This is a genomic window from Herbidospora sakaeratensis, from assembly GCF_001570525.1.
GTDB classification, from domain to species: domain Bacteria; phylum Actinomycetota; class Actinomycetes; order Streptosporangiales; family Streptosporangiaceae; genus Herbidospora; species Herbidospora sakaeratensis.
This window is the reverse complement of the sequence record NZ_BBXC01000008.1, coordinates 109185-125167: the sequence shown is the minus strand read 5'-3', so window position 1 is coordinate 125167 and position 15983 is coordinate 109185. Positions and strand designations below refer to the sequence as shown.

16 protein-coding genes are annotated in these 15983 nt (G+C 69.9%); 6 read left to right on the top strand and 10 right to left on the bottom strand.

Going from position 1 to position 15983, the window contains the following annotated elements; all coding sequences use genetic code 11:
• Positions 1 to 9 precede the first annotated feature (9 nt).
• Complete coding sequence (locus AW271_RS06400; protein ID WP_174553074.1) at positions 10 to 1881, bottom strand: ricin-type beta-trefoil lectin domain protein; 1872 nt, start codon at positions 1879 to 1881, stop codon at positions 10 to 12.
• A 115-nt stretch (positions 1882 to 1996) separates the two neighbouring features.
• Positions 1997 to 3025 (bottom strand): LacI family DNA-binding transcriptional regulator, encoded by a 1029-nt coding sequence (locus AW271_RS06395; protein WP_062333403.1) that lies wholly within the window; start codon positions 3023 to 3025, stop codon positions 1997 to 1999.
• Positions 3026 to 3081: 56 nt separating this feature from the next.
• Between AW271_RS06395 and AW271_RS06390 the strand changes: the two genes are divergently transcribed.
• Together AW271_RS06390 and AW271_RS06385 are read left to right on the top strand one after the other, a co-directional pair.
• Positions 3082 to 3975 (top strand): GNAT family N-acetyltransferase, encoded by an 894-nt coding sequence (locus AW271_RS06390; protein WP_062333400.1) that lies wholly within the window; start codon positions 3082 to 3084, stop codon positions 3973 to 3975.
• A gap of 66 nt (positions 3976 to 4041) precedes the next feature.
• Complete coding sequence (locus tag AW271_RS06385) at positions 4042 to 4608, top strand: hypothetical protein (RefSeq protein WP_157553939.1); 567 nt, start codon at positions 4042 to 4044, stop codon at positions 4606 to 4608.
• Positions 4609 to 4611: 3 nt separating this feature from the next.
• Here AW271_RS06385 and AW271_RS06380 read toward each other — a convergent pair whose 3' ends face one another.
• Complete coding sequence (locus AW271_RS06380; RefSeq protein ID WP_157553938.1) at positions 4612 to 5931, bottom strand: MFS transporter; 1320 nt, start codon at positions 5929 to 5931, stop codon at positions 4612 to 4614.
• A gap of 71 nt (positions 5932 to 6002) precedes the next feature.
• Here AW271_RS06380 and AW271_RS06375 point away from each other — a divergent pair, with 71 nt between their 5' ends.
• Entirely contained in the window at positions 6003 to 6842 is an 840-nt protein-coding gene (locus AW271_RS06375) for a helix-turn-helix transcriptional regulator (RefSeq protein ID WP_062333394.1), read from the top strand.
• On the opposite strand, the gene AW271_RS06370 is transcribed toward AW271_RS06375, so the two are convergent.
• From AW271_RS06370 to AW271_RS06355, 4 genes are all read right to left on the bottom strand, one after another.
• Entirely contained in the window at positions 6839 to 7360 is a 522-nt protein-coding gene (locus AW271_RS06370) for a hypothetical protein (protein ID WP_062333391.1), read from the bottom strand. The two genes, AW271_RS06375 and AW271_RS06370, sit on opposite strands and share 4 nt — an antisense overlap.
• Before the next feature lie 36 nt (positions 7361 to 7396).
• Positions 7397 to 8440, bottom strand: a complete 1044-nt coding sequence (locus AW271_RS06365) for a hypothetical protein (protein WP_062333388.1) — start codon at positions 8438 to 8440, stop codon at positions 7397 to 7399.
• Positions 8437 to 8715: a hypothetical protein gene (locus AW271_RS06360; protein WP_157553937.1), complete on the bottom strand. Its 279-nt coding sequence runs from the start codon at positions 8713 to 8715 to the stop codon at positions 8437 to 8439. The genes AW271_RS06365 and AW271_RS06360 overlap by 4 nt, the downstream gene beginning before the upstream one ends.
• A gap of 170 nt (positions 8716 to 8885) precedes the next feature.
• On the bottom strand, positions 8886 to 10985 hold the full coding sequence (locus AW271_RS06355; RefSeq protein ID WP_062333383.1) for a M6 family metalloprotease domain-containing protein: 2100 nt from the start codon (positions 10983 to 10985) through the stop codon (positions 8886 to 8888).
• A 107-nt stretch (positions 10986 to 11092) separates the two neighbouring features.
• Here AW271_RS06355 and AW271_RS06350 point away from each other — a divergent pair, with 107 nt between their 5' ends.
• Complete coding sequence (locus tag AW271_RS06350) at positions 11093 to 11881, top strand: phosphotransferase (protein WP_062333380.1); 789 nt, start codon at positions 11093 to 11095, stop codon at positions 11879 to 11881.
• Between the two features lie 36 nt (positions 11882 to 11917).
• Here the strand turns inward: AW271_RS06350 and AW271_RS06345 are convergent, their stop codons facing one another.
• Positions 11918 to 13138 carry an RNA-guided endonuclease InsQ/TnpB family protein gene (locus AW271_RS06345; RefSeq protein WP_245652957.1) on the bottom strand — a complete coding sequence of 407 codons (1221 nt, stop codon included), beginning with the start codon at positions 13136 to 13138 and terminating at the stop codon, positions 11918 to 11920.
• A 132-nt stretch (positions 13139 to 13270) separates the two neighbouring features.
• On the opposite strand from AW271_RS06345, the gene AW271_RS06340 reads away from it, so the two are divergent.
• Positions 13271 to 13633, top strand: a complete 363-nt coding sequence (locus tag AW271_RS06340) for a DUF2203 domain-containing protein (RefSeq protein ID WP_062333378.1) — start codon at positions 13271 to 13273, stop codon at positions 13631 to 13633.
• 6 nt (positions 13634 to 13639) lie between these two features.
• Here AW271_RS06340 and AW271_RS06335 read toward each other — a convergent pair whose 3' ends face one another.
• Both AW271_RS06335 and AW271_RS06330 read right to left on the bottom strand, forming a co-directional pair.
• Positions 13640 to 14044: a hypothetical protein gene (locus AW271_RS06335; protein ID WP_062333376.1), complete on the bottom strand. Its 405-nt coding sequence runs from the start codon at positions 14042 to 14044 to the stop codon at positions 13640 to 13642.
• A gap of 41 nt (positions 14045 to 14085) precedes the next feature.
• A complete protein-coding gene (locus tag AW271_RS06330; protein ID WP_063817894.1) occupies positions 14086 to 14955 on the bottom strand; it encodes a sirohydrochlorin chelatase in 870 nt (289 codons plus the stop codon).
• Between the two features lie 79 nt (positions 14956 to 15034).
• Here AW271_RS06330 and AW271_RS06325 point away from each other — a divergent pair, with 79 nt between their 5' ends.
• On the top strand, positions 15035 to 15982 hold the full coding sequence (locus AW271_RS06325; RefSeq protein WP_083976215.1) for a ribokinase: 948 nt from the start codon (positions 15035 to 15037) through the stop codon (positions 15980 to 15982).
• Position 15983 lies beyond the last annotated feature (1 nt).

Here is a 15983-nt window from a genome sequence, read left to right as displayed (position 1 = left end):
CTCAGGTGGCTAGGCGTTCCACTTCTGGTTGGCCGATCCGGTGCAGGTCCAGATCTGGAGCCTGGTCCCGTCGGCGCTGGAGTTGCCCGTGGCGTCGGCGCACTTGCCGGACACCGGGTTCACCAGGTCCCGGCCCGAGGTGTAGGTCCACTGCTGGTTGGCGGTGCCGCCGCACGTCCACAACTGGAGTTGCGCGCCGTTGGCGGTGCTCTGCCCGGTCACGTCGAGGCACTTGCCGAAGGCGCGGATGGTGCCGTCGCCCGGACGCGTCCACTGCTGGGCGGCGGTGCCGTTGCAGGTGTAGAGCTGCACCGCCGCGCCGTTGGCCGTGCTGGCCCCGGCGACGTCGACGCACTTGCCGCCGATGCCGGTGATCTGGCCGGTCGTGCCGCCGCCGCCTCCGCCGCCGCTCTGGGTGCCGGTCCACGTGAAGGTCGCGGTGGTCCGGGCCGGGAGGGTGTAGGTGAAGGCCTGGTTGCCCCAGTTGACCCGCACCGACTGCGCCGAGGTGGTGCCGTTGTGGGCGATCAGGGCCTTGGTGCCGTCGGTGTTCTTCCAGGCCACGTTCTGGACGGTGCCGTTGGCGGTCGAGTCGACGCGGGCCGCGCCCGGCTTCACGAACTTGGTCAGGTGGCCGGTCGTGTAGTACTCGATCGTGTTGTCCACCTGCCCGGCGCGCGAGCCGCCCTCCTGGACGGTGACCAGGCCGGTGCAGACGTCGCAACCGCCGTTGTGCGGGCCCATCGACTGGTTCAGCGCGAGCGACCACTTGACGATGCTCTTCGACCAGTTGCGGGTGTAATTCACGATGTCGGACATGTCTTCGTTGTGCTGGTTGCCGATCCAGGTGCCGCCCGAGTGCTCCGTCGAGAACTGGTTCACGTTCGGGTACTGGTTGTGCACCTGCGTGCCGACGGCCGGGTCGCCGAAGTAGCCGTGCCAGGCGATGCCGGCGAACAGCGGGTCGTTGCGCACCGCCGGGTCGGCCAGCAGGCCGGCGCCGATCTGGTTGTAGTCGCCGTAGTTCCAGTCGTGCACCATCACCTTGGTGGTGATGCCGGCCGCCCGGAACGCCGGGTAGATGTGGTTCTTGGTGAGCTCGACCAGGCCCGAGGAGTTCCAGCTCATGCCGGGGTAGTTCATCGCGGTCGGGTTGCCCGCCTGGCAGCAGTTGGGCTCGTTCTGCACCGAGATGTAATCGACCGGCACGCCGATCGCCTGGTAGCTCTGGATGTACTTCACGAAGTACTGGGCGTACGTCGAGTAGTACTGCGACTGGAGCCAGCCCATCTGGTCCATCCGGCCGTTGTCCTTCATCCAGCCGGGGGCGCTCCACGGCACGCCCTTCACCCGCAGTTGCGGGTTGAGCTGCTTGGCCTGCTGGGTGAGCAGCCGCACGTTGGTGTCGTAGCCGTTGGCGCCGAAGTCGTTGAGGTTGCAGCAGGTGTCGTCGAGCGACACGTGGCCCGGCCGGGACAGGTCGGAGGCCCCGATCGGGTTGCGCACGAACGACAGGCCGATGCCGTCGACGGGGTGGAACAGGCGGCGCATCACCGCGTCACGGGTGGCCGCGCTGATCGCGCCGCCGCGGAACAGGTGGGCGGTGGTGTCGGTGATCGACGCGCCGCCGCCCTCGAAGGTCTGGTAGGTCGTGTTCTCGTTCACCGTGATGGTGTGGGTGGCCCCACCGGCGGTGGTGCTGAAGGTGACGGGCGACTGCTGCTGGAGGCCGCGGGTGACGTTCCGGCCGCCCCCGTCGGAGGTGGTGGTGAGCCAGACGTTGACGGTCTCGTTGGCGGCGTACGCGGGGGCCGTCAGCAGGGCGGCGGTGGTGGCGAGGGCGGCGCTGATCGCGACGGCCCGGCGAAGGGGAGGTAACACCGTGATTCCTTTCGCGGTCCGCGGGACGCCGGCTGGCGGACCATGTAACAAATGAAACAGGAAAGAAACCTTGCTGTGCGCCACAGCACAACACGCTCGACAAATCCTGTCAAGCTCAGTGTGAAACAGCTGGAACAGGCGGGACCGGTCCAGTGGATCCCCGGACCACGAGCTCGGCCCCCAGCGACACGTGCAGCGCCTCGACGGCCTGCCGGCCGAGGATCCGCATGAGCAGGGTGACCGCCGTGCGGCCCATCTCCTGCAGGGGTTGACGCACCGTGGTCAGGGCCGGGCTGGTCGCGCGGCTCACGTCGATGTCGTCGAAACCGGCGATCGACAGGTCGCCCGGGATCGACAGGCCGCGCTCGGCGGCGGCCCACATCGCGCCGACGGCCATCTTGTCGTTGAACGCCACCAGCGCCGTCGGCCGCTCGGGCAGGTCGAGCAGTTCGGCCGCGGCCCGGTGCCCGTTGCGCGTGTTGGGCTCGACCACCGCCCGGGTCAGCTCCGGGGCGGGCAGCACGCCCGCCCCCGCCAGCGCGGCGGTGTACCCGGCCAGCCGCGCCTCGGCGGCCAGCCACTCGACCGGGCCGCCGATGATGCCGACCCGGCGGTGGCCCAGGCCCACCAGGTGGGCCATCACGGCCCGGCCCCCGGCGAAGTGGGCGGCCGACACGGCGGCCATGTCCTTGGCGGGCGGGGTGCGGGGGTCGACGACCACGAAGGGGAAGCCCCGGTCGCGGAGCCGTACCAGAGCAGGAGGCTCTTCCGGAGGCAGGATCAGGATCGCGCCCGCGACGCCCGGGCGGCCCGGCAGGTCGCCGAGCGTCCCGGCCGGCTGCGCGGCCTCGCCCGCGTTGAGGATCATCTGGCGGCCGTGCAGGTCGATGGTCTCGGCGACCGACGACACGATGAGCCCGAAGTAGTCGGTCAGCAGGTAGGGGCAGCGCACGAACACCGCCCCGGCGGCCTGCTCGGCCCGCGGCCGGGGCGCCTGGTCGCCGAGGCGGCCGACGGCGGCGAGCACCAGCTCACGCGTGTGCGGCGCGACGTTGGCCTGCCCGTTGAGCACCCGCGAGACGGTGGCGATGGACAACCCGGTCGCCGCCGCGACGTCCCGGACCGTCGCCCGGTCTCTGGCCATTCCGTCTCCAATGAATTCACAAGCCCCTGACAAGCGGGCAATCCTATAAAAGAGCCATGGAACTCACGCGGCCCAAACCGGCGGACGCCCAGGCGATCCACGCCCTGATCGCCGAACTCGACACGATCGTGGTCGGCCGTCCCGACTCCACCCTCGACGACGTCGCCGACCTGCTCGTCGACCCCGACTTCGACCCGGCGACCGACGGCTGGCTCTGTTTCGAGGACGGCCGCCTCACGGGCTTCGGCCAGGCGATGCGCAAGGGCCGCACCGACGAGGTCATGCTCGACGTCCGCGCCCGCACCCCCGGCGCGGCCGAGGCGTTGTGGGAGCGGGTGCTGGGCCGCTTCACCGGCGTCACCGCCGAAATCGGGGTGTACGCCCAGGACGCCGCCCAGCGGCGGGCCGTCGAGTCACGCGGCTTCACCTACGCGACGACCTTCCACCGCATGCGCGTCGACCACGCCGAGCAGCCGGAGGTGCTGTTCCTGCCCGGTGTGACCGTGGAGGCCGCCGCCTTCGACAAGGAGCCCGTGCTCCGCGACGTCCACCGCGTGCTGGAACTCGGCTTCGCCGAGCACTTCGGCGCCTACGAGCGCACCTACGACGAGTGGTACGAGTCGCGCGAGGCGTCCAGCAGCAACGACTGGGGTCAGCTGCTGCTGGCCCGGGTGCACGGCCGCCCGGCCGCCGCCCTCATGGGGACCGACAACTTCGTCCCGGACGAGAACTGCGGCTACGTCCAGCGCCTGGCGGTGCTCCCCGGGCACCGCGGCCGCGGCCTCGGGAAGCTGCTGCTCAGCCGGGCCTTCGCCGCCGACTACCGGCGCGGCCGGGTCGGCACCATCCTCGACGTCGACACCAACAACGTGACGCCCGCCCTGGGCCTGTACACCTCGATGGGCATGCGGCCCTACATGGCCCTCGACATCTGGCGGGCCCGCCTCTAGACCCTGGGGCCGGAGGGCGGAAAGTCCAGGGTCAACAGCACGGGGCGCGGTGGCGACAATGCGGGCATGAGATCGATGCGCTCAGCGTTACGCGTGCTCGTGGCGGCGGCCGTCGCGACCGCGCTGATCCCGGCCGCGCCCGCGTCCGCCGGGATCTGGCAGCTCACGGAGGGCTTCGAGTCCCCGCCGGCCCCCCGCCTGAGGTGGACGAACAGCGACCCGAACGTCTGCGGCGTCCCCAGCTGGGGCGGCTGGGCGTTGAATCCGCGTACCGGAAGCGGACTCGCCAGCATCGCCGCGCTGGATCCGGGCGAGTGGTGCTGGATCGCGCGGACGATCCAGCTCACGCCGGTGACCGCCCACCCGGGCGCACGCTGCGGCCTGGGCGTCTGGGCGACGGTGACCGGCCGGAACACCGCGCTGAACGTGGAGGTGATCGACCCGGACACGTGGACGTACATCGCGTTCGCCGCGCTCACCCCCGACGGGACACGCAACTACCGGCAGGTGTCGGCGGGCTGGACCGCCCGGCGCACCGACGTCGTGGTGCGGTTCTCCATCGTCAACCCGGCGGGCTCGGGGTCGGTCGCGACGTCGGACCTCGACGACCTCGTGGTGCAGTGCGCCTATTAGCGGCTACCGAAGCCACCTGGCCGCGACGGCGGACGCGAGCGCGGTCGCGGCCAGGCACGTCATCGTGACCGAGATCGACCCGCCGCTCAGGAACAACGTCCCGAACGCGGCGACCCCCACGACCTGCCCCAGCTGCAACATCATCGCGAGCAGCCCGCTCGCGTCCGGCGCGTCGGCGGGCGCCACCCGGGCCAGCGCGACCGTCATGAGCGGGCTGAACGCCCCCGCCATCCCGGCCCCGATCACCGCCAGCACGATCAGCAGGTACGGCAGCCCGTGCCCGCCCCCGGAGAACACCCCGGCCAGCGCGACCAGCCCGAGCGCCACCACCACGAAGGCCGAGACGATCAGCCGCCGGCGCAGCCCGGCCGGGATCCGCTTCCAGTTGAGGCTCACCACCGCGAACGCCACCGCCATCGGCACGAAGGTCAGCCCCGCCCGCAGCGGCGAGTCGTGCAGGTCGTTCTGCAGGTGCAGGGCGTTGGCGAACAGGAAGCCGCCGTACACGGCCATCGCCCCGAAGATCGCGACCCCCGCCGCCACGAGCCCGGGCACCCTGAGCAGGCGACTCGGGATGAGCGGATGCGCGGCCCTGCGCTGGATCACCACGAACCCGGCGAAGACGACCGCCCCCGCGATCATGACCGCCCAGCTGCGCTCCAGCACGAGCGGCACCACGACCAGGCTCGTCGCCAGTGACAGGGCGAGCAGCCCCGGCACGTCGAGCCCCCGGCCCGGCTGGGGTTCGTCGGCGGGCAGGTTCCGGGCGCCGAGCCAGAGCAGCACCAGCCCGATGGGCACGTTGACCAGGAAGATCGGCCGCCACGAGCTGCCGAACAGGTCGAGCGTGACGAGCAGCCCGCCGAGGATCTGCCCGGCGACCGCCGCGAGCGAGATGACGGCGGCGTAGATCCCCAGCGCCCGCGCCCGGCCCGCCTGCGGAACGCCGACCTGGATGAGACTGAGCACCTGCGGCACCATCAGGGCGGCTCCCGCGCCCTGAAGCAGCCGGAAGACGACGAGCGCGGCAGCCCCGGGCGCGAGCCCGCACAGCAACGACGCCACGGTGAACACGGCGAGCCCGGCGAGGAACCACCGGCGATATCCGGACCGCCCGCCGAGCCGGGCCCCGGTGATCAGCAGCATCGCGTAGCTGATCGTGTACCCCGCCACGATCAGCTGGAGCTCCGCTCCGGAGGCGGCGAGGTCCGACTGGATGGTGGGGGCGGCGACGTTGACGATCGACACGTCGAGGATCGCCATGAACTGACCGGTCAGGATGAGCCCGAGCAGGGGCCGTGGCCGGGTTTCGAGGAGGGACATGCCCTGTATGGTGGCGTTGCGCTTATCCAGTTACTAAGAGCCTGCTTATCCTGGTATTGGGGCTACCACCTATGGTCCGCCACGAACTCGCCGCCTTCCTGAAGAACCGCCGCGCCCGCATCTCCCCCGCCGACGCCGGCCTCCCGCCCGGCACCCGCCGCCGCACCCCCGGCCTGCGCCGCGAAGAGGTCGCCCAGCTGGCCGGAGTGGGCGTGACCTGGTACACGTGGCTCGAACAGGGCCGCCCCATCAACGTCTCGGGCCAGGTCCTCGACGCGGTGGCCCGCACCCTCCACCTCGACGCGACCGAACGCGAACACCTCTACCGCCTGGCCGACGTCCCCGGAGGAGCCGCCGGCGACCCCGACGGAGCCGACCTCGACCCCGCCGTCCGCGACATCCTCGACGGCCTCGCCCCGCTCCCGGCCTCCGTCTACAACGCCCGGTACGACCTGCTGGCCTGGAACGACGCCTACGCGGCGCTGTTCTGCCGCCTGGTCACGGTGCCACGGTGCGAGCGCAACGCGTTGTGGCAGATGCTGAACGGCCCCGGCTGCTGCGCGGTGATCATGAACCGCGAGGAGGAACTGCCGCAGATGGTGGCCACCTTCCGCGCGGCGTATGGACGGCACCTGGGCGAACCGGCGTGGACGACCTTCATCGACCGGCTGACCCTGGAGAGCGCCGAGTTCGCCCAGATGTGGGCGGCCCACGACGTGGCCCGCTCATGGACCCGAACGAAGATCATGAAACACCCGGCCGTGGGCACGCTGAACCTGATCAGCACCAGCCTGGCCCTGGGAGCGCCGGCGGAGTCACGGATCGTGGTCTACACGCCGGCCGACCCGGAGAGCCGGACGAACCTGGAATGGCTGGTCGAACACAAACCGGGCCTCGACCACGACCACTAACGGCTTTTCGGATCCACCAGCACGATCTCGTGAGAGTTGACATGCAGATCCGTGCGCATCAACGTCAGCAGCTTCTCCAGCGTTTCGTTGAGCCGCGCCTGCCACTCCGCCTTCTCGGCCGAGCGCAGCGCCGCCGCGACGATGATCTCGACGATGGACGTGGCCGCCTCGGCCGAATCTCGGCCGGCGACGAGGAACATCTCCTCGCGGCTCAGGGACAGGCGGTTGAGGTGACCGTGGAAATCGCGCCAGGAATCGGCGGAATCCTCATCGAGGTGACGATTCAACGAGTCGGACGCGGCGCGGATGTCGGCGAGGAGCTTCGTGTAGGCGAGCATTCGTGCGGCATGCAGTTCCCGGCGCCGTTCCTTCTCGTCCTGGCTGTCTTGTAGTTGCCTGTTCCGCTCGTGGGCGAGTTCGGCTTCGACGCGGATCTGCCGCCGGGACAGATAGGCCACGCTCATTGCGGCGATCGCGGCCACAATCGACGCGACCATGGTGCCGATCTGCGCCAACACCTGTCTTCTCCATTCGTGCCGGCAGAGTTCCCGGCGTCAGAAATCGAACGGGCCTCTTCCGTCTGGGCCTCTGTCCCAAGGGTCATCGATTTCGGGCCTGCGGATGATTTCGGGTTCGGGGGGTGTTCCAGGCTCGCGGGTGATGTCTGGGTAAGGTCGATCGATGATGTCGAAAAGGGTTCTTGGGTCGAGATCCACGGGATCCCGGGTGATCGGAACGTCGAACAATCCGAAGTCCAGGTCGATGATTCTCGACTCCTCGATGTCGTCCAGCCATGACCTGAGTCTGTCAGCGCTACCGGATGCGCCGGAGCGGCTGAGGTCGGCGAACTCATCGGCAGTCGCGACGGCGACTCTGACCGATTCGTCGGCCGCCGCGATGAGAGGGCCGAGGGCGAAGGTCGCCTGAGAGAGGGCGGCTTGCTTGAACAGTTCGGTCCATTGGCTCTCGGGATTCTCGACCGCCATATCCGCGCTGGCGCCCGAGACCGCCTGAGTGAGGTCGCTGCGCACTCTCTCGAACGTCACGCCGAGCGGAAACTCGACCAGGTAGTGGACGTGCCAGGATCCAGAGGACTCGCCGATGGGAATAACCTTGTCGGCGCCGATCGCCATGACGCCCGCGAGAATCTGCCGCAGCGTGGATTCCCGGTGTTCCCGGTTCCTTCCCTCGTCGAGGTTCTGGGGGCTGTGGACCTCGGCGGTCACCGTCAGCGGGACGGGCGGTGCGGGCTCTCCCTTGATCGCAGCAAGCGTCGACTGCTGGTTCACCCTTGCCAGCTCTTTCTCCAGTTCCACGGCGACCATCTCTTTCAGGTCTTTCTCCAGCGCACGCGCGTGGCTCCGCAGTTTCTCCTGAATCAATTCGGACCGTTGCCCGGCCGCTCTTTCCTGGCGTTCCGCCCGTTCGTCGGCGAACCTGATGGCGTTTTCCAGGCGGGCGTCGACGTCGTCGATCCGATCGTGGACGGCCGTGTGCCGCCGGTCGATTTGGTCGATGTGGTGCTGGAAGCGACGCGCGAGAAGCACCGCGACGACCGACACGACCAGACACGTTATGGCCACGACGAGGCTGATCACGCGGCCCGCCGGCGCATCAGCAACCCCGTGACGCAGGCCAGCGTCGCCGCCGCGGAACAGATCATCAACGTTGCGGCGTCCGTCGGTGGCATTTCCGGGCTTTCGCGAATGGCGGTCGCGGGCAGCGGGGTCGCCATGACGGTCAGTGTCACTGTGGGGAGAACGGTCGATGCCGGTGCGGCGGTGACATCGGCGTGCTCGAATTCGGAACCGGACCAATGCAGGGCCAGAAAGATCCCGAAGAACAGAGCCAGAACAACGCCGCTCACCCGCACGGTTCACCTCCCCTTGGCCGTAGCGCCATCTTCTCCCTCTGCTCGTTCGGAGTGCGACCCTCGCTGCGCGTTCGTAATGATTCACCGGGCCGGGCCGTGCGCGCGTCGGGCAAAACGAAAGGGCGGCCCCTGGGGAGAGGGGCCGCCCGGTTCTCGGGTTCAGCTGGTCATTACCGGCCGATGGCCAGGCAGGTGGCCGTGGCCTTCTTCGTCGGGTCGCTCTCCGACGTCGCCGTCAGCTTGATCGTCGCCAGCAGGCTGCCGCCCTTGGCCCTGATCGCGTGGACCGGCACCGTCACCGTCTTGCCGAACTCGGCCGAGGTCAGGAAGTTCGGCACGTTGACCGACCAGCCCTTGCCGTTCACCGTCGTCGACAGGCGGTACACGTCGCTCTTCGCGTACGCCGACACGTCCTCCGGGTGGGCCGCGGTGGAGGTCGCGGACTTGCCGGTGTTGGTCAGCGGGAACTTGCAGGTCGCCATGCCGTCGCCCAGGGTGATGCCGGCGGCGGGCAGCACGCGCACGCCGCGCTTCTGCGGGCCCGAGCCGTCGAGGGAGCGCACGGCCACCTTGTACGACAGCGTGCCGTCCTTGGCGCGCTTGAGGTCCAGGACGTAGAAGTGCAGCCTGTTGGCCTCGTCCTTGAACTCGTACTCCGAGCCCGAGTCGGCGCCGGCCTTGAACAGGGCGTCCGACAGCTGGCGGTAGTCGCCGATCGTGATCGGGACGGCGGTGCCGTCGGGCAGGACGTAGTCGGTCATGCCGATGTCCTGCGGGTTGGCGTCGACGACCCACTCGAACGGCGCGGAGTCCTGGTCCTTGGTCTTGGCGATCAGGACGCCCGAGTCGGGCGTGAACGAGTCGGCGCCCATACGGTCGACGACCTCGACCGTGTAGTTGTTGTAGTTGCCGCCGTCGCACAGCGGGTCGGTCTGCCACTGGCAGGCGGGCGACTTGTCGCCGCTCTGGAAGGCGACGTTGACGCCCGACAGGCCCTTGGCGCCGGGCTGGACGGCGCGCGCGGTCACGTCGGCGACGACGAGGCCCGACTCGTCGAGCTGGTCGCGGTTGAGGCGCAGCACGTTCTGCTCGTCGACCATGTTCAGCTTGATCTTGTTGCGCAGCATGTGCTGGGCGCCCATCGAGCCGCCGCCGGTCGGCGGGATCAGCCAGCGGCTGTGCGGGCCGCCCGGGCCGTTGAAGCTGCCCCGGCTGAGCATCTCCCAGATGCCGGTGTACGCCCGGCGTACCGGCACCCCATAGGGGTTGTTGTAGTTGTCGGCGATGCCGAAGATGTGCGACAGCTCGTGGGCGTAGACGCCCATGCCCGAGCTCTCGGCCTGGACCGAGTCGACGCCGAAGCGGGCGTTCGGCCAGAAGGTCGAGCCGGCCTGCCAGGAGGTCCAGTCGACGTAGCGGGTGGCCGACCAGTTGGGCAGGGCGGGGTCGTCGGGACCGAACTCGTCGGTCACGTCCTCCTTGGTCGGGAACTTCATCATCCCGAACTCCTGCCAGGTCGACGACTCGTCCTGACCGGCGCTCAGGTAGAAGACGAAGTCGAACTGGTCGGCGACCTCCTGGCCGACGCTGTTGAGCCACGCCGTGTTGCCGTCGGTGCGCAGGTTCTTGTTGCAGGTGTCGCCGGCCGGGCACGCGTTGCGCTGGTACTCCAGCGCGTACTCGTGGTCCTTGCCCGGCATCTCGTAGGGGCCGAAGCCGGTGAGCTCGACGCCGATGCGGCCGCCCGAGTCCTCCATCCAGTACTCGTGGATGGTGTGGCCCTTGTTCAGGTCGTTCGGGGTGTTCAGGAAGTCCTGGTAGAACTTGGCGACCTGGTCACGCGGGATGTCGTGGGCCTGCGCCGACGGGTTCTTGAACACCGTCGAGCCCTGCGGCTGCGTCACGACGAACGGCTGGTTCGGGTAGTCGAGCAGGACCAGGGCGCCCTTGAAGGTGCGGTCGCTGCCCTTGACGTCCGGGTCGTTCCACGACGTGCCCGGCGGCTTCTTGTAGTCCGACCACGTCATGTGGTCGGGGTTCTCCCAGTTCTGCGGGTCGATCGGCTTCGGCATGTCCGAGTGGCCGCCGAGCGTGCGCAGCGCGGCGGCGGGCTCGTCCTGCTGCCACGGCTGGGTCTGGGGCCAGTGGTCGTACCGCCACGGGGTCTCCGTGTCGGGGAGGGGTTCTGCGGCGAACGCTTGGGTGGCGTTCGCTAAGGCGAGGGGTGCGAGCAGCGCTGCCGCGACCAGCAGCCTGAGGGGGCGTTTCATAAAATGTCACGTTATATAAGCGCGTTTGGTGGATCAACCGTCACTCTGTTAGTACTCGTGTCATGCTCACGCCTCCCCGGGAACTCCCAGCCGATCTTCTCCGGACTGTGATCCGGGAGTCATGGAACCTGCACATTCTCGAGCTCGAATACCTGCCCCTGGGCTTCGGCAGCCACCACTGGAAGATCGGCGACGAGTGGTTCGTGACCGCCGACGACAAGCCCCGCGACGCGCTGGCGGCGGCCCTCGGCGCGGTTCCGCCCTCCGTCGGGGTCGCGCCCGCCGCTCCTCTGGTGACCGTCGGGCGGTGGACGCTCCAGCTCTACCCGTACATCACCGGAGAGAGCTTCGAATGGGGGGAGTTCAGCTCGCCCGAGCACCGCGCCGCGACTCTCCGCATGGTCCGCGAAGTGCACCGATCGCCGTTCTGTCAGGCCCGCTTTGACACGTTCCACATCCCCGGTCGCGACGCGGTGTCGGCCTTCACCCCGGGGGAGGGCCCGTTCGGGGCCCGCGCCGCCGACCTGCTCGCCGGCCGCGCCGAGGTGCTTGAAAGCCACTTCGGGCGGTACGACTCTCTCGTCCACGACGCCCTGAAGCTGCGTGACCGGATGGTGCTCACCCACGGCGAGCCCCATCCGGGGAACACGATGCGCACCCGCGACGGCTGGCGGCTCATCGACTGGGACACCGCCCTGATCAGCCATCCCGAGCGCGACCTGTGGCTGCTGGGCGAGACCGAGGGCACGCTCCCGTGGCTGCTCGACCTCTACCGGCTGCGCTGGCGGCTTAACGACGTCGCCGTCGAGGCGACGAGGTTCACGCTGCCGCACGGAGACGGCGACGACGACGCGTTCGGCTGGACGATCCTTTGCGACACCGTGAATGATCTCTGACGTGACTCCTCCGCTCCTTGCGGGAGCGGCTTCTCGCTAAGCCGCTTCCGTGGCCCGGCGAAGGGCAAGCCCTGCCCTGAGGATGTTCTCGGCCGCATTGACGTCGGCGTGCGCGGCATGCCCGCAGGCCGTACACCGGAACTCGGCTTGGGTGACACGGTTGTCCGCAGCGCAATGCCGGCAGCGGGCACACGTCCGGGAGGTGCCGGCGGGGTTCACCGCGATCAGCTCTCGACCGGCGCTCTCAGCCTTGTGCGACAGGATCGTCAGGAACACCCCCCAGCCCGCGTCGAGGATCGAACGGTTGAGTCCGGTTTTCTGGGCGACCTTGCGGCCCGGCCGCTCGACCGTGCCGGACGCCGACCGGGTCAGGTTCGCGATCCTCAGGTCCTCGTGCACGATCACGTCGTAGCCGCGGATCAGGGCGAGCGCGGTCTTGTGCGCCCCGTCGAGGCGTTGCCGCCGCACGTGGGCGTGCAGCGCGGCCACGCGGGCGACGGCTTTACGGCGGCGTTGGGAGCGGCGCTGTTTGCGCGCCAGGTTCCGCTGGGCGGCGGCGAGCCGGTCGGCCGACGCAGCGAGGTGGCCTGGGTTGACCAGGTGCTCACCGTCGCTGGTGGTCAGCAGCGACGCCACGCCCATGTCGATACCCACGACCGCGCCCGTCGCGGGCAACGCGTGGCCGGGCACCTCATCGCACGAAAGCACGACGTACCAGCGGGTGCCTTCCCGAGTGACGCTGATCGTCTTGACCGTGCCGGCCACACGGCGGTGCCGGTGGACGCGCACGTGGCCGACACCCTGCAAGCGCAGAAACGTCACGGTCGGATGCCCGGGCTGGGAGTCCCACCGGCAGCCGTCACCGTCTTTGGGCCACTCCACGGTGTCGAATCGGCCCCGCCCCTTGAACCGGGGATAACCGGGCCGACGGCCTTGTCGGATCCGCGTGAAGAACGCGGTGAACGCTCTGTCCAGGCGTCGCAGGGTGGCCTGCTGAGACGAGAAGGACCATCGGGCCTGCCCGTACGGGTCGTCGGCGCGGATGTGTTTCAGGTCGGCGGACTGGTCGCCGTAACGGACGCTCACACCCGCCTTGGCGTAGGCGGTACGGCGGTGCTCAAGAGCGGCGTTGTATAGCGTGCGGTGGTCTTCCAGGCACGCGGCCAGCGCGGCGGCCTGCCGGGCGGTGGGGCGCAAGAGAAATTTGAACGACCTACGCAGGGTCACACCGGGGGTGGCCTGCACCTGCCGAGTCACGCGATCATTATGACTACGCCACACGTCAGATGTGGTACGAACGGAGATCTGGTGCGCGGGTCCGGCCTTGGCGGCCCTCCCGCTCCCGATCCCCCCGGCGGCCGAAGCCGCCGGTTCTCTCGGAAGGTCATGATGGACCGAACCTTCGACCTCGACGAGGCCGACGCGCTCATGCCCGAGGTGCTGGCCCGCGCCATCGTCCTCGTCGACCTGCGGGCCGACCTGGCCGAGCTCACCCTCGACCTGCGCGCCTCCGGTCACTCCCGGCTGGGCGGGCTGGCCGAGTCGAAGGCGTTCGAGGCGCGGCTGGCCGAGACGATCGGCTGGTTCACCGAGACCGGCATCGAGGTGAAGGGGCTCGCGCCGTTCCTCATCGACTTCCCGTCGGTGCTCGACGGCGAGTCGGTCCGGTTGTGCTGGCTGGAGGGCGAGTCGTCGTTGTCGTGGTACCACCTGACCTCGCTCGGCTTCGCCGGCCGCCGCCGGTTGCCCTAGGTCGCCCTAGCCTCCCTGCGTCCAGATGGTCTTCCACTTCGAGCACTTGTTGACGGGCTTCTTGGCGGTGCCCCGGCAGACCTGGGCGCGGACCTGGAGCACGCCGCCCAGGTTCTTGGTGAACGTGCCGGTGCCGGTGACGCAGTTGTAGACGCCGTGCGTCCGCCATCTGCCGTTGGTGGCGCTCATGTACTTGACCAGCAGCCAGGAGCAGGTCCGGCCGTGGGAGTCGTCGAGGTTGCCGGAGATGCGGTGGCCCGACTGGCCGACGGTGATCTTGCCCCAGGCGGTCGCCCAGCCGTCGGTGGAGTGGATGCCGCCCCACTTCCACGTGGTGGGGGCGGCGTGGGCCGGGGTGGCGGTCAAGGTCAGGGCGGCGGCCGCGACGGCCGTGAGAATGCGTCGTTTCACGCTCCCATTGCAGCCGGGCCGACTTGTGATCGGCTTGCGGGCTAGTGGGGGTCGTCTTCGACGAACTCCTCGTCGTAGTCGGGGTCGAGGCTGCCCCAGACGGTGCCGTAGCGCAGGGTCACCAGGCGGCCGACCGCCTCGTGGGCGCCCAGGGGCGCGGCGCAGTTGTAGTTCTCCGTGAGAGCGCTCACCCGGTCGGCGTCGGCTTCCGGCCCGATGATGAACGGGGCCAGGGCGATACGGGAGGCGCCGATGTTGCGCAGCCGCTCGGCCGCGTCGGCCACCGTCGGGCGGCCGTCGAAGGCGGCCGGGACGACCGGCAGGGCCAGCCGGGCGGCCAGCAGGACCGCCGTGGCGTCGGCGCCGCGGGCCGACTCGTCGCCGCCGACCGTGGCCACGATGATGCCGTCGACCGGCGAGGTGACGTTGAACAGCCGGATGCGGTCGGCGCGGGCCAGGCCGCGCTCGGCGAGGCGGACGTGCAGGGCCTCGGCCAGCAGCGGGTGGGGGCCGAGCGGGTCGGTGACGACCACGTCGGCCTCGCTCTCGCGGGCGGCCTCGCGGACCGAACGCATGACGCGCGGGTGGGGGCCGGTGACGAGGGGTACCGTGATGGCGGCGTGGCCGTCGGAGGTGCGGGCGTTGCCGATGGCGGCGAACTCCTTGGCGAGGTCGGCCCCGCCGTCGCTGAGCGAGATCAGGCGCAGGTCCAGGGTCGGGTTGTCGACCCTGATCGTGGTCGCCAGTTCGGTCACGACGTCGTCGACCGCGCCCGGGACCGCGAGCACCAAGACGGGCGCGTCGGCGGGCAGCGTGACGGGCAGCGGGCGCCGGTGGCGGCCGCCTCCACCCGGGCGTGACGAGCGCTCCCGGGTGGGGAGCTTCGCCGGAACGTCATGACCTTCGTTCACACCGGCGGATTCTAGGGCGAATCAGCCGAATTAGTGGAGTCGACGGGCCGAGTCGTTCGCAGAGAGGACTATTGAATCCATGATCACTGTGTTCGGCAGCGCCAATATGGACCTCGTCGCGTACGTGGAAAGGGCCCCTGAGCTGGGGCAGACCGTTTCGGGCCGGGAGTTCCGGACGATCTGCGGCGGGAAGGGAGCCAACCAAGCAATTGCATCGGCACTTGCGGGCGGAGACGTCCGGTTCGTCGGCGCGGTGGGCTCCGACGGGTTCGGCGCCGAGCTCCGGGAGGCGCTCGGCCGGGCAGGTGTCGACACCGCCGGGCTCCGGACCGTGCCGGGGCCGTCGGGCATCGCGCACATCGTCGTCGAGGACGGCGGGGCCAACTCGATCATCGTCGTCCCGGGCGCCAACGGAGAAGTGTCCGCGGCGGACGCCCGGACCATCTCCGGGACCACTCCGCGCGGAGGCTCCGCCGAGCCGGGCGCCGCGGGCCGCCCGACGGACGCCCTCCTGCTCCAGCTGGAACTGCCCATGCCCGCCGTCGTCGCCGCGGCCCGGGCCTTCTCCGGGCTGGTGGTGCTGACGCCCGCGCCGGTCGTGCCGCTGCCCCGGGAGCTTCTGGACGCCGTGAGGCTTCTCCTGCCCAATGAGCACGAAGCTGCCGCCATCACCGGTCTCACAGCGCCGGAGGAGGCGCTGGAAGCCCTTCTGGCGCTGGTTCCCGAGGTTGTGGTCACTCTTGGTGCCGACGGGGCGATCTACGGCTCACGGGACGGCTCACGCCTCCGGGTGCCCGGCCGCCCGGTCGACGCGATCGACACGACCGCCGCCGGCGACACCTTCGCGGGGGCGTTCACGGTCGCGCGGACGGAGGGCCGTACCGCCAAGGAGGCGCTGGAGTTCGCCACCGCGGCCGCCGCGCTCTCGGTGCGGCGGCCCGGCGCGTCGACCTCGATGCCCACCAGAGCGGAGATCGACGCCGAAGCGAGACGCGGACGGCCGGAGGCCGGTCGTGGCTCGCGCTAGG